Annotated in this window: 14 protein-coding genes and 1 other RNA gene; all 15 read right to left on the minus strand. The window is 36.3% G+C overall.

Going from position 1 to position 14,660, the window contains the following annotated elements; all coding sequences use genetic code 11:
- Positions 1 to 12 precede the first annotated feature (12 nt).
- Positions 13 to 195: non-coding RNA, 6S RNA (gene ssrS / locus FHQ18_RS10610), on the minus strand.
- Between the two features lie 3 nt (positions 196 to 198).
- Positions 199 to 465, minus strand: coding sequence for a cell division protein ZapA (locus FHQ18_RS10615; protein ID WP_149267154.1), 267 nt, complete (start codon positions 463 to 465; stop codon positions 199 to 201).
- A gap of 13 nt (positions 466 to 478) precedes the next feature.
- Entirely contained in the window at positions 479 to 673 is a 195-nt protein-coding gene (locus FHQ18_RS10620; RefSeq protein WP_149267155.1) for a hypothetical protein, read from the minus strand.
- Positions 674 to 790: 117 nt separating this feature from the next.
- Complete coding sequence (gene pheT / locus FHQ18_RS10625; RefSeq protein WP_149267156.1) at positions 791 to 3,175, minus strand: phenylalanine--tRNA ligase subunit beta; 2,385 nt, start codon at positions 3,173 to 3,175, stop codon at positions 791 to 793.
- A 12-nt stretch (positions 3,176 to 3,187) separates the two neighbouring features.
- Positions 3,188 to 4,201: a phenylalanine--tRNA ligase subunit alpha gene (gene pheS / locus FHQ18_RS10630; RefSeq protein WP_149267157.1), complete on the minus strand. Its 1,014-nt coding sequence runs from the start codon at positions 4,199 to 4,201 to the stop codon at positions 3,188 to 3,190.
- Between the two features lie 154 nt (positions 4,202 to 4,355).
- Entirely contained in the window at positions 4,356 to 4,703 is a 348-nt protein-coding gene (gene rplT / locus FHQ18_RS10635; protein ID WP_149267158.1) for a 50S ribosomal protein L20, read from the minus strand.
- Positions 4,704 to 4,718: 15 nt separating this feature from the next.
- A complete protein-coding gene (rpmI, locus tag FHQ18_RS10640) occupies positions 4,719 to 4,916 on the minus strand; it encodes a 50S ribosomal protein L35 (RefSeq protein WP_149267159.1) in 198 nt (65 codons plus the stop codon).
- A 16-nt stretch (positions 4,917 to 4,932) separates the two neighbouring features.
- A complete protein-coding gene (infC, locus tag FHQ18_RS10645; protein WP_149267160.1) occupies positions 4,933 to 5,457 on the minus strand; it encodes a translation initiation factor IF-3 in 525 nt (174 codons plus the stop codon).
- Between the two features lie 3 nt (positions 5,458 to 5,460).
- Positions 5,461 to 7,386, minus strand: coding sequence for a threonine--tRNA ligase (gene thrS, locus FHQ18_RS10650; RefSeq protein WP_425457908.1), 1,926 nt, complete (start codon positions 7,384 to 7,386; stop codon positions 5,461 to 5,463).
- A gap of 457 nt (positions 7,387 to 7,843) precedes the next feature.
- Positions 7,844 to 8,209, minus strand: a complete 366-nt coding sequence (locus FHQ18_RS10655; protein ID WP_149267385.1) for a DsrE/DsrF/TusD sulfur relay family protein — start codon at positions 8,207 to 8,209, stop codon at positions 7,844 to 7,846.
- A gap of 28 nt (positions 8,210 to 8,237) precedes the next feature.
- Positions 8,238 to 9,467 (minus strand): imidazolonepropionase, encoded by a 1,230-nt coding sequence (gene hutI / locus FHQ18_RS10660; protein WP_246798755.1) that lies wholly within the window; start codon positions 9,465 to 9,467, stop codon positions 8,238 to 8,240.
- Positions 9,464 to 10,414: a formimidoylglutamase gene (gene hutG / locus FHQ18_RS10665; protein ID WP_149267162.1), complete on the minus strand. Its 951-nt coding sequence runs from the start codon at positions 10,412 to 10,414 to the stop codon at positions 9,464 to 9,466. Before hutG ends, hutI begins: the two co-directional genes overlap by 4 nt.
- Positions 10,415 to 10,569: 155 nt before the next feature.
- Positions 10,570 to 12,252: a urocanate hydratase gene (gene hutU, locus FHQ18_RS10670; RefSeq protein ID WP_149267163.1), complete on the minus strand. Its 1,683-nt coding sequence runs from the start codon at positions 12,250 to 12,252 to the stop codon at positions 10,570 to 10,572.
- Complete coding sequence (gene hutH / locus FHQ18_RS10675; protein WP_149267164.1) at positions 12,230 to 13,795, minus strand: histidine ammonia-lyase; 1,566 nt, start codon at positions 13,793 to 13,795, stop codon at positions 12,230 to 12,232. The genes hutU and hutH overlap by 23 nt, the downstream gene beginning before the upstream one ends.
- A complete protein-coding gene (hutC, locus tag FHQ18_RS10680; RefSeq protein WP_188020397.1) occupies positions 13,767 to 14,543 on the minus strand; it encodes a histidine utilization transcriptional repressor HutC in 777 nt (258 codons plus the stop codon). Before hutC ends, hutH begins: the two co-directional genes overlap by 29 nt.
- Positions 14,544 to 14,660: the final 117 nt, after the last annotated feature.

Here is a 14,660-nt window from a genome sequence, read left to right on the forward strand (position 1 = left end):
CACATATAAAAAAAAGCCCCCGCGTGTGCCGACCGTGTAGTCCATTTGCAGCCCTGGCTAACCAGGTTGAGGGAATCACGGCTGCTTTAGGCTTCCCACTACAAGGTGGGCCTGCACACCACAGCCAGTATCATCCCTCATCTAAGAGGTGTTGGCTCCAAATTTCCTACACTGAATCGAACACCGCAGGGGCTTTTCTTAACCCTCTGCAAAACTAATTTTTTTCTCTATCTCATCAAGTTTCGTTTCTAAAAAAACTACTTCTTTTTTTAATTTTAAATACTCAGCAGCCAAATTAAACGCTGCCATTATGGCAATCTTCGAAGTTGTCAAAATTTTATAATTCTTCTCTATATCTCTCATTCCATCTTCAACCAGCTTTGCAGCTTCTTTCAAAAAACCTTCATCCAGCTCTGACCTTATTCTATATTTATTGCCATATATCGATACTTCTGAAACCTTCAAACCGCCACACCTCTTAAATCCTATTAACCAGGCTCTCAATTTTTTCAACTACTAGCGCTCTTTCCTTCTCATACTCCTCAATTTTTAATTCTAAATCTTGAACTTTCTCTTTTAATTCAGTATTTTCAAGTTGTAACTCTTTGTAATTCTTTAAAAGTTTATCAATTTTATTTTCTAAAGCTTCAAGTTTTTCTCTTAACTCATCCATACTAAAAATTTACTATAAACTTGTTATCCTGTCAACGACTACTTACCAACTCAGAATAAAAGAAATAAAAATAAGTAATGGGGTTATTTAAATAACCCCATAATAGCTCAATATTTTTTATCTCAACTCAGCACCAAACTTCTCTTTCAAATCGTCAATTATTTTTTCAAGCAAATTGTTTGTTTCTTCGTCAGTCAATGTTCTTTCGATTGAGCTGAAATAAATTCTAAAAGTAAGACTTATTTTGTCAACACCAATTTTATCACCCTGATATACATCATAAAGAACTACAGAATCAATAAGATTACTCATCTTTTCAATAGATTCAATCATGTCATCAACATAAACATTTTTACCAACAACAACTGATAAGTCCTTTGTAACTGAAGGAAATACCGAAAACTTTTTATATTGTATTTTGTTTGACTCAATCAATTTTACAACTTTTTCAAAAAAGATTTCTGCAATAAAAATATTTTTATCAATATCAAGATATTCAATAATATCAGGATGAAGCTCGCCCATAAATCCAACAGTTTCACCATCACAAACTAGGTATGCACTTTTACCAGGATGTAAAAATACTTTATCACATTTTTCAAATCGAGGTTTCAGCTTATAATTTAGAAAAATATTTTCCACTATACCTTTTAAATAATAAAATGGCTCAATTTTGTCTTTAGCCGACCAGGATAAAGGCCAAAATTCATCGGTAATCGAAAGAGCTAAATGCAATTTCTGCTCAGGTAATTTATCTTCAGAAGTTTTCACAAAAACATTTGCAAGCTCAAAAAATCTACCCTGACCAAAACCCTGTCTTATATTCCCTACGGTATTTGCTACGAGTCCTGGAAACACATAAGTTCTAAGAGCGTTCATATCTTCACTGAGAGGATTTTTCAAATATACAAACTTTTCTTTATCATCAAATTTAGCAAGAAAATCGTCATTCATAAAAGAAAAATTAATAGCTTCATAAAAACCAAGGGTTTTCAAACTTTCTCTAACTTCTCTTTGAACTTTTAAAAATAAAGGTGCCTGTCTGCTATCAGCTTTAATTTCAGGAATTGTGGTCTCAATCTTTTCATATCCATAAATTCTTGCAATCTCTTCTGCAATATCCACCCATCTTTCTACATCAACTCTGTGTGTAGGCACTTCCACTTCATAGTCATTATCATTTTGAGAATGAACCTTGAACTGCAATCTTTCAAGAATATTCTTAGCTTCTTCAGCTTTAATATCAGTACCAAGTAATTTATTTACTTTTGATAAATTAAAACTCACTTTGACAGGTTTTACTTCATCATAATCGTTTGATAATACACCTTTTAATACTTTACCATCAGCATATTCTTGTAACAAGAATGCCGCATAATCAACCATATTAAAAACATTACCCTTATCTATCCCTCTTTCAAACCTGTATGATGAATCTGTTTGCATACCCAATCTTCTTGCTGTTACCCTGATACTTTCTGGTTTAAAATATGCACACTCCAAAAAAACATCTTTTGTTTCATCACATATTCCAGAATGCTCACCACCCATAATCCCAGCAACAGCCACAACTTTCTCTTCATCAGCAATTACTAACATATAATCCTTCAATTCCCTTTCTTTACCATCCAGGGTTATAATTTTCTCTCCAGGTTTTGCAGTCCTAATAATCACATTCCCTTGCAGTTTTGACATATCAAAAGTATGTAAAGGTTGCCCATATTCGAAAAGGACATAATTTGTTATGTCAACAACGTTATTTATAGGTCTTACACCCACCGAACGCAGTCTATTCTGCATCCAAATTGGTGACTCTTTTATTCTTACATCTTTGATAATCCTACCCAGATAAATAGGGCATTTATCTTTATCTTTCACCTCTACTTTTTTGTATTCAGCCGCATTTTCTTCCACTTCAGTAAGATTATAAGTTTTATTCTTCAGCGGTAAATTGTATAATGCAGAAATTTCTCTTGCCACTCCATAAATACTGAGACAATCAGCCCTGTTCGGTGTAATGGAAATATCAAGAATAACATCTTCCAATCCAAGATAATCACTTACATTCTCTCCTAATTTATCCTCAGACACATTCAAAACCATAATTCCATCACTTTTCTCTTCCAAACCAAGCTCTGCTGCAGAACAGATCATACCATAGGATTCAACACCTCTAATTTTAGCCTTTTTAATCTTCAATCCTATCGGTAACTTAGCACCTATCTTTGCAAAAGGAACAATTTGCCCAGCCTCAACATTAGCAGCGCCGCAAATTACCTGATATGTCTCCAATCCATCATACACTTTACATATGGATAGTTTATCAGCATCGGGATGTTTAACTTTTTCCAGTACCTTACCGAATACAACATTTTCAACTTTTTCTTTTATTATCAACTCTTCAACTTCAAGCCCACTCATGGTAAGCTTGTCAACCAAGTCTTTTGGGTCAATACTTTTTATATCAATAAAATCGGATAGCCAGCTATAAGATACCTTCATAACTCATTCTCCTTAAAATTGTTTCAAAAATCTCAATTTATTATCATAGAACAATCTCAAATCATCTATGCCATATTTTAACATAGCAATACGTTCAATCCCCATCCCAAAAGCATACCCCTGATACTTCTCAGTATCATATTTTACAGATTTGAAAACCTCGGGATCTACCATCCCGCACCCTAAAATCTCAAGCCACCCTGTATGACCACAAACTCTACACCCTTTACCACCACAAATTACGCACCCCATATCCACTTCAGCACTTGGCTCTGTAAAAGGGAAGAAGCTTGGCCTGAATCTTACAGGGATATCTTCACCAAACATCCTTTTGATAAAGAGTGTCAAAGTCCCTTTCAAATCAGCAAAAGTCACCTTTTCAGCCACCAACAACCCTTCTACCTGATGAAACATTGGTGAATGCGTAACATCATGGTCACATCTATAAACTTTACCTGGTGCAATTATTTTAATGGGAGGAGTATTTGCTTCCATAACTCTAATTTGCACAGGAGAAGTATGCGTTCTTAGCAAAATTTCATCAGTGATATAAAAAGTATCCTGCATATCTCTCGCAGGATGCTCTTTTGGAATATTTAACGCCTCAAAATTGTAATAATCATATTCTACCTCTGGGCCAGTGGCCACTTCAAAGCCCATAGCAGTAAAAATATCCACAATTTCATAATAAACTCTTGTAATAGGATGCAATGCCCCAGGTGTAAAAGGGAACCCAGGCATTGTTACATCGATGGATTCTTGCTCTAATCTCTTTTTCTTCTCTTCTTCCTTCAACCTGTTGTATCTAGCATTGTATAATTCTTCAAATCTTGTTCTGAGCTCATTTATCTTTTTACCAATTTCTGGTCTCTGCTCAGGTGGAAAATTTTTCATTTGTTTATTTAACAGAGAAATACTACCTTTTTTACCAAGATATTTAACCTTCACCTGATACAGTTCATCAATGGTAATACTTGCTTCTATCTCTTCTTCAAACCCTTTTACATTACTTAAATCAAGCTCCATAAAACACCCCACAATAGTCTACTAAATTTTATCAAACATCTCGGTTGATTTATCATAATCTAAACAATACGCAATTTTTAAGGGATAAATCAACCGAAGTGTTTGATAAAAAAATATAAAAAAAACCGGGGAAAACCCCGGTTTATAAAAAAGCTTATCCTGTAACTTTTTTGACCAGTTTCTCAAACTCTTCGGGATTGTGAATTGCCATTTCAGAAAGTACCTTACGGTTAATCTCAACATTATTTTTTTTCAACAATCCCATAAACTTACTGTAACTCAAACCATACTGTCTAACTGCTGCATTAATACGAATAATCCAAAGCTTTCTAAACTCTCTCTTTCTCTGCTTTCTGTCCCTATAAGCATATACGAGGGCACGTTCTGCAGCTTCACGGCTTTTTCTGTAAACGTTGTTAGCAGCACCGCGAAAACCCTTAGTAAGTTTTAGCCATTTTTTCCTACGCCTTCTTGTCTTAAATCCACCTTTAGCTCTTGGCACTTTTTCCTCCTTTTCTTAAAGATACGGTACTAATTTTTTGACATTCTGGGCATCTGCTCCTTCCAGGATGCCAGGGTGGCGCAATGCGCGCTTTCTCTTTGCGGCTTTTGAGGAAAGGAGGTGCCTCAAGCCACTCTTTTTGTACTTGATTTTTCCGCTGCCGGTTACCTTAAACCTTTTGGCAGCCCCTCTGTGGGTCTTTACCTTTGGCATTCATACCTCCTAAAAGTTAATTGTGTTTCGGTGCAAGCACCATTATCTGTTGACGACCCTGCATCTCTGGGCGTTTTTCAACAACACAGAGATCTTCCAAATCTTTTACAACTCTATTTAAAATTTCCAGGCCTTGTTCCTGGAACATCATTTCCCTACCACGATATCTCATCACAATCTTAACTTTATCACCATCTTCCAAGAATCTTCTCACATGCTTCAATTTTACCTGATAATCATGCTCCTCGATTTTCGGCCTAAACTTCATCTCTTTTACTTCAATCTGATGTTGACGAAGTTTTTTACGGGCTTCCCGTTCTTTCTTATTCTTTTCAAACTTATACTTACCATAATCCATTATCTTACAAACAGGGGGTTTCGCATTAGGAGCAACCTCTACAAGATCAAGCCCTCGATCTTCTGCAACCTTCAATGCCTCATCAATACTAACAATCCCATATTGAGTGCCATCTTCCAGGATTAACCTTACCTCGGGAGCAGTTATCTCCTCGTTTACCCTTTCTTTATCTTCCTTTTTTATAAATCACCTCCATAAATTTTTACTACGAGAGCTATCTAGCTCCTTTATTACACTAATATATTCAAAAAAATCAAGATTATTTTTATTTTCTCCTGTTCTTAACCTCACAGAAACTTTCTCAGCCTCAACTTCATTGTTTCCAATAATAATCATATGCGGGATTTTTTGAAGCTGTGCTTCCCTAATTTTATATCCAATCTTTTCATTTCTGCTATCAAATTCTACCCTAAAACCTTCTTTCCTCAATCTATTTTCTATATCTTTACAATAATCGTATTGTGCATCAGAAACATTGATTATTCTTATCTGAATAGGAGCAAGCCAAAATGGAAAAGCACCGGCATAATGTTCTATCAGCACACCAAAAAACCTTTCCAGAGAGCCAAGCAACGCCCTGTGCACCATGAATGGCCTTTTCTCTTTACCATCTTTATCCACATAAGTCATATCAAAACGCTCAGGAAGATTAAAATCGAACTGAATAGTGGTCATCTGCCACTCTCTTCCAATAGCATCTTTAATCTTAAGATCTATTTTAGGACCGTAAAAAGCACCACCACCTTCATCCAATTCAAATTCTATGCCAGAATCTTTAATAGCGTTCTCAAGAGAATGAGTGGCCTTTTCCCACATTTCATCATCACCCACACTCTTTTCAGGACGTGTGGCAATATAACCTTTTATCTGATCAAATCCAAAATTTTCCCACATTTTCAAAGAAAATCTTAAAACTTCCTTTATCTCATCAACAATCTGCTCCTGTGTACAAATTATATGGGCATCATCCTGCGTAAAACCTCTCACCCTTAACAAACCATGTAATACCCCAGATCGTTCATACCTGTAAACAGTACCAAGCTCAGCCCAACGTAGAGGCAAATCTCTGTACGAGCGAACCTTTGACTTGTATACCATAATATGGAATGGACAGTTCATCGGTTTTATATAATAGTTATTGCCCTCAATATCCATAGGTGAATACATATTCTCTTGATAAAAGGCAAGATGTCCGGAAGTCTCCCAAAGTGTAGATTTCCCTATATGGGGTGTATAGAGCATTTCATAACCGTTTTTATAATGCTCCTCTTTCCAAAAAGACTCAATAACTGATCTAATCCTTGCACCCTTTGGAAACCAGCAAATAAGTCCGGCACCAATCTCATCAAAGGTTGAAAACAGCTCCAGCTCTTTACCTAACTTTCTATGATCCCTTTTCTTTGCTTCTTCAAGTCTGTGAAGATACTCATCAAGCTCACTCTTTTTAAACCAGGCGGTACCGTAAATCCTTTGAAGCATTTTATTGTTTTCATCGCCTCTCCAGTATGCTCCTGCAACACTGAGAAGCTTAAAATATTTTATTTTTCCGGTTGATTCAAGATGAGGTCCTCGACAAAGATCTACAAACTCTCCCTGCTCATAAACAGATACAATATCTTCATCCAACTCATTTATTATCTCAACTTTATAATCTTCACCTAATTTTTTAAACAACTCAATGGCTTCTTCCTTGGTAAGCTCTTTCCTTCTAATAGGTAAATTCTCTTTGGCAATTTTTGCCATTTCCGCTTCAATTTTTTCAAGATCATCCTCTGTAAAAGGGGTATCTATATCAAAATCATAATAAAACCCGTCTTCAATAGTAGGACCAATGGTAACCTTCACATTTTTAAAAAGTCTCTTTACGGCTTGAGCCATCAAATGAGCTGTAGAATGCCTCAGTATTTCAAGACCTTCTTTATCTCTTTCGGTAATAATCTTAACTTCATCTCTATCATTAACGGTATAGTAAATATCCACCATCTTTCCATTTATAACACCAGCCACAGCCTGCTTTGCAAGCCCTCTACCTATTGCCTCTGCAACCTCCTTCACTGTGGCATTATCTCTAACTTCTATCTCAGATTTATCTGGCAAAACAACCTTCATCATACTACTCCACTTAGCATTTTTGGGATTTGAATATGTCACAATGTCAGTAAATAATCAAGTATTTTATCATAGGCATCACACCATTTTTTTCAAATAATTTATTCATATAGATTGAAAAAATAGGAAAATGGAAAAAATAAGGAAGTATAAAGTTCAAGGTTCAACGTTCAATGTTCAAAGTTCAACCCGTGGAATACGGCACTTTAAAATTTTACTTATCAAGCATGAAATTTGTATCTGTTCTACCTGCATATGTAAGTATATGCCTTATTCCACGAATTCAAGGTTTAAATGGGTTTAGGTTGAGGAGATAGGGGGATGGTGAATGTTGAATTTTGAATGTTGAATGTTGAATTGAATAGTTTTTAGTGGTTATTGGTAGTAATTTATAGTTAGTTATGGTTTAGTGGAAGAGAACATCTAAGTGAACCTTGAACATTGAACTTTGAACTTTTATTTAACCAAATGTCAAAACCTTATCACTTGTAATTACCCATTCTGCAAGATCATTCATTGTAGCTTTAATCATTTCATCAAAATAAGGAGCATTTTTATTTACGCCACATCTGGCCTGGCAAGTTCCACACACTTTTAGCTCAACACCACTGTGATAAAGCTCTTTTAACATCTGAACAAGATCCTGATCATAAAAATCAGGCTTTTTTGTAATATCTCTGGCAAGATCCACTGCATCATTCATCAAAAATATTCGTACTTCTTCACCTTTTTCATGTAATTTTTTAGCAAGACGCAACGCATTCCAAGTATTATCTCGTCCATCATAAGGCTGATTATTCAAAATGATCAAAATTTTCACTGCCATTACCTCAATATTTTCTGAATATTTGTTATTAAAAGCAATTGTAGATTCCAACTCCATTTTTAAGCACTTTTTCAACTCGATTAACACCAAAATTATACACAATATATCTGTAATCAGGAGCATTTAATACTATTAAATCAGCTTGCTTACCCACATGAATAGATCCTGTTTTATTTGAAAGCTCCAAAGAATACGCTCCATTTATTGTCACTGCATTTATCACTTCTTCCATTGTCATCCCCATATTTAAACAAGCAATGGCCATAATAAGTGGTAGCGAATGAGTGTATGAACTACCGGGATTCAAATCCGTGGAAAGAGCTACTATCCCACCTTTTTCAAGGATTTTTCTTGCAGGTGCATAATCATCAGACATAAGAAAAAATGTCGTCCCTGGCAATAAATTAAACACAACACCCTTGTCTATCATTTTTTCAATATTTTCATCACTAATTTTTACAAGATGTTCGGCACTAACAGCTTCAAATTCAGCAGCAAGCCCAGCACCTCCAAGAGGATAAATCTCATCGGCATGAATCCTTATTTTAAATCCTAACTCTTTAGCAGCAGAAAGTATCTTCCTCGTATCATCAAGCTCAAAAACATCTTTTTCACAAAAAATGTCCACATATTCAGCCAACCCTTCTTCCTTTACAATAGGTAACATCTCATCAATAATTATCTTAACATATTTTTCTTTATCTCCTCTGTATTCAGGTGGTATTTCATGGGCACCAAGAAAAGTAGCTTTTATATCAAGAGGATACTCTTCTTGCAATTTTTTGATGACACGTAATTGCTTTAACTCATTCTCCAAATCAAGACCGTAGCCACTTTTCATCTCTATGGTAGCCACACCATGCTTAATCATTAATTCCAAATCCTTTTTAGCCGCCTTGTAAAGCTCATCAAAAGTAGCATTTCTCACCGCTCTAACCGTTGAATTTATACCACCCCCCTCTTTTGCAATTTCCATATAGGTTTTTCCCATAATCCTTTTATTAAATTCATCCTCCCTTGAGCCAATAAAAGGGATATGTGTATGAGGATCCACAAATGCCGGCAACACACATTTACCACTTGCATCAATTACATCATTGCAATCCACATCTTTTTTCGTAATATCCGTAATAACACCATCCTCTATAACAATATTCACATCCTCATAAATCTGCAGCTTTTTAACATTATCTCCGGCAGCAAAATCATGACTTATTGGTGTCACAAGCTGTTTTATATTTTTAATAACCTTTCTCATTGATAACCCCATTTTGCAATATTATCCACCACATGAAAAATTATATGTGCAGCTAATCTTGCCGTTCTATCATCTACATCAAAAGAGGGGTTTACCTCTGCAATATCAAAGGCAATTAATTTCCCTGTTTTTGCGATTTTCTCAAAACAGAAAAGAAAATGATTTGGCAAAATACCAAACGGAACAGGCGCACTCACGCCGCAAGCAACAGATGAAGAAAAGACATCCATACAAACGGTTGTATAAATTGCAGAAGCAGTTTCAAGAAATTTTTTAATCCCATTAATCACATTTTGCAAGTTGTTAAATACTTCTTCAGCAGTAAAACACTCCCCACCGAATTCTTTATTTCTTTCAAAAAGAAGCTTTGTATTGCCGCTTTTTTGTATCCCTATACACAAATACTTATAAGATTCTTTTATTTCATCGGCAATTTGAGCAAACATAGTCCCTGAAGATGCACCATTTTCATAAGGTCTATTATCAAAATGTGCATCAAAATTTATTATTGCAGGTTTTATTTTCTTTACTCCGCCGAATGTACCGTAAGCCACCTCATGGCCACCACCTAATACTATAGGAAAAGCTCCAACAGACTTTATTTTTTTCACCTTTTCTGAAAACATCTGTTGTCCATCTTCAAGCCGTCCATCATCCACAAAAATATCACCGGCATCAAACAGATTCAAATCTTCCCAATGCCATGGAAGAGATGCAAGATATTTTCTGATAACAGCAGGGGCATCCTTTGCCCCTACTCTGCCCTTATTTCTTTTTACTCCTTCATCACAGCAAAATCCCAATAAAATTATGGATGGTTTTTGAATTTTATCGATTTTATCAAGATTTATCTGCTTAATAACCTGATGCCATCTAAAAGCTGTAAAATCACTTGTAGAATCAACCCTTCCCGACCATTTAAAACTATCGTATTTATATTCACACATATCCTCTTCACCTCAAACTTAACCTTATCCTATTCCAAACCTTGAACATTGAACCTTGAACCTTGAACATTGAACCTTGAACCTTGAACATTGAACCTTGAACCTTGAACATTGAACTTTGAACATCGAACTTCCCTATCTCCCCATTACCCTATTTACTCTAAAATATCTTTTAAAATTCCAAATCTATTTCCCACTCCAATCGCCTCTTCATAACCAGCATCAGCATGCCTATAAATTCCCATCGCAGGATCATTGAATAAAACTCTTTTTATGCAGCGCTCCGCTCTCTCCGTACCATCCACAAGGATTACCATCCCAGCATGTTGTGAGTATCCTATACCTACGCCGCCACCATGATGAAAAGATACCCATGTAGCTCCACCTGCCGTATTCGACATTAAATTCAACAAAGGCCAATCAGAAATAGCATCGCTACCATCCTTCATCCCCTCAGTTTCTCTGTTTGGAGATGCCACAGAACCACAATCAAGATGATCTCTACCTATCACTATTGGTGCTTTTACTTTACCGCTTTTCACTAGCTCATTAAATATTAATCCAGCTTTTTCACGCTCTCCAAGCCCCAGCCAACATATCCTGCTGGGTAACCCCTGAAAAGCCACTTTTTTCTGAGCCTCTTGCAACCAACGAACCATATGTTTGTTTTCAGGGAAAGCCTCCATTAATGCCCTATCTGTTTCAAAAATATCCTCAGGATCCCCAGACAAAGCAACCCATCTGAAAGGCCCTTTACCTTCACAGAAAAGTGGCCTAATAAATTCAGGAACAAATCCATTGAAATCAAAAGAATTTTCAACGCCACCCTCTTTTGCAAACTCTCTTATGTTATTCCCGTAATCAAATACAATACTGCCACGTTTTTGCATCTCAAGCATCGCTCTCACGTGTCTTGCAATGGTTTTTATAGCAAGTTCTCTGTATTTTTTTGGATCACTTTTTCTCAAATCAATTGCTTCCTCTAGGCTCATACCAGATGGTACATATCCATTTACAGGATCATGTGCTGATGTCTGATCGGTGACAATATCGGGAATAATGCCATCAGCAAGAAGCTTTTCAAGTACATCAGCAGCATTGCCCACAAGCCCTACAGAAATAGCCTTTTTCTCTTCCTTAGCTTTCATCACAATATTAACAGCCTCTTCATAAGACTCTGTCATGATATCTAAATATTTTGTATCGAGTCTTTTCTTGATGCGCTCAGGATCTACGTCTATACCCAAGAAAGTTGCACCTGCAAGAGTAGCAGCAAGGGGTTGAGCCCCACCCATACCACCAAGACCGCCTGTAACAAGAAGCTTACCGCTTAAATCTCCATCAAAGTATTTCTTACCACAAGCCACAAACGTCTCATAAGTCCCCTGCAAAATCCCTTGTGAGCCGATATAAATCCAGCTACCTGCAGTCATTTGGCCATACATAATCAGACCACGCTCTTTGAGCCTGTTAAAATATTCCCAATCAGCCCATTTAGGCACTAAATTGCTGTTTGCAATCAAAACCCTTGGAGCCTCTTCATGAGTTCTTACTATCCCAACAGGTTTTCCTGATTGCACTAAAAGGCTGTGATTATTGTCAAGTTCAAGCAGTATTTTGATTATTTTTTTCACAGCCTCTGGATCCCTTGCAGCTTGTCCTGTACCACCATATACAATTAGATTTGCGGGATCTTCAGCTACTTCCTTATCAAGATTATTTAAAAGCATTCTTAAAGGAGCTTCTGTTTGCCAAGATCTGGCATGTAACTTATTCCCTCTTGGTGCTTTATAATTAGGATGATTAGCATATTGTCTAATAAAGTCCAAATAGTTCATCATAACCTCCATTCAAATCTATTCCACTTTTCACTGCCACATCTTCTGATGCAGTCACCATCTCTCCGGATTTGATTATTTCAGCTGCTACTTTCAAATCTTTTGCAAACACCCTATCCTCATCCGCATGATCTATCTTTTCTCTCACCACCTGATAGCACGCTTCTAAAATAACACTTGATTTTAAAGGTCTCCTAAAATCAAAGGCTTGCGCAGCACAAACCAATTCCACTGCTAAAATATTTTCTAAGTTATCAAGAATTTTATCCAATTTACGACAACTTACTGAACCCATACTTACATGATCCTCCTGCCCTAAAGATGTGGGAACACTATCAGCACTGGCAGGAAAACAGAGTGTCTTATTTTCTGTCACAAGGGCAGCCGAAGTATACTGCGGAATCATAAATCCGGAGTTAATCCCTGTATCCTTCATCAAAAACTTCGGTAAGCCCACTCGTCCTTCTAAAAGAAGATAGGTCCTTCTGTCAGAGATATTCCCAATTTCACTCACAGCAAAAGCTGCATAATCCATAGGAAGAGCTATAGGCTGTCCATGAAAATTACCACCACTGATTATATCGTCATGACTAAAAATTATCGGATTGTCTGTCACAGAATTAATCTCTGTCATAAGAATTTCTTTTAGATGCAAAAATGCATTTCTACTTGCACCGTGTACCTGTGGAATACATCTAAGTGAATAAGGATCCTGTACTCTATCGCAATTTTCATGAGCTCTTAAAATCTCAGATCCTTTCAACAATTCCCTAAATCTATGGGCAACAAAAAGACATCCTTTGTATTCCCTCAACCTGTGCAATCTTTCATCAAAAGGCTTAACAGAACCCATTAATGATTCAAGAGTCATGGCACCAATAATATCTGCATTATCCAAAATATTTTTCATCCTAATGAGTGATTTCACACCAAAAGCAGCCATAAATTGAGTGCCATTTATCAGGGCAAGCCCCTCTTTTGGACCCAACTTTATCGGATCTATTCCAAACTTTTGGTAAATTTCTGCAGTTTCAAAAACTTTACCATTATACCTCACCTGACCATAACCTATCAAAGGAAGAAAGAGATGAGCAAGTGGAGCAAGATCTCCGGACGCCCCCACAGATCCCTGACTCGGTACGACAGGCATAACATCATTTTCAACAAACCATAATATCCTTTTAATGGTTTCTATATTCACTCCAGAATAACCAAAAGAAAGGGAATGTGCTTTTAAAATGAGCATTATTTTTACAATATCATCCGGTAAATTTTCTCCCACACCTGCGCTATGACTTTTTAAAAGATTGTATTGAAGCAGTGTGGTATCTTTGGTCGAAATCTTTGTTGAACAAAGGGAACCAAAACCTGTATTTACACCATAGATCGGTAAATCACTTTCTGCTGCTTTTTTCGTTGCTAAATAAGATGCCTTAATTTTTTCTGCTGAATCTTCATCAATAATGCATTCTCTTTCTTTATTTAAAATTTCAATTATCAATTTTGGACTAATTTTATCTTTGCCCAATAAAAATTTTTTCATAAGCCCCCACATTTACTGTATCCCTAATAGCTACACCTTCTTTGCTGTATTTAAATCTTGTACCTATTCTGTACTTATTGCCAGGAGAGACAAATTTTACATAAGTAACAACCTCATTGCCCAGCCACGTCCTTCTTCTCAACTGAAGGCAGGGAGTATTTTTCTCAATTTTCAAAAGTGAACTTACAAAATCATCAGGCAAAATAGCCTCCACAATATGCTCTGCTTCGGTAAAAGGGATTGTTCTCATCAGGTACTGATGAGCAGTTTCATTTTCAAAGTTTACATCTAGATATTCAGGTACAACTTTTTTATTTACATACCTATCCTCTATCTGAAACGGTTCATTATCGGCATAATGAACAAAAATTGTATGATAAACTGTCTCATCATCATTTAACCCCATCCATTTCATAGCCTCACTACCAACTAGTGTTTCCTCAATCAGCACTGTTTCCAATCTGTGTTTTTTTCCAAGTCGTTCAATCTCATCAGCAATATTTTTTATTTCAAGCATTTCAGAGACATTGCTTTCCTCTGCCACAAAAGTACCTTTCCCCTGTACACGAACCAGAACACCCTCAGATGTTAACTCCCTCAACGCCCTATTTACAGTCATTCTGCTAACAGCAAACAACTTGGACAATTCATTTTCGGAAGGGATTTTAAAGCCTGGCTTCCACTCCCCCTTGTGAATCATATTAATAATAAACTTTTTAATCTTTATATAAGCTGGTGATATCTCCATATATAATGCCCCCATTTTGATTATACATGTATATACAAGTTAAAATTAATTGTCAATAAATAACACTGTTTAATTAGGTCGTAAGGGTAATAAAAGTTGTAAGGGTAGTATGGGTAA

Origin of the sequence: Deferribacter autotrophicus, from assembly GCF_008362905.1 — a bacterium.
GTDB classification, from domain to species: domain Bacteria; phylum Chrysiogenota; class Deferribacteres; order Deferribacterales; family Deferribacteraceae; genus Deferribacter; species Deferribacter autotrophicus.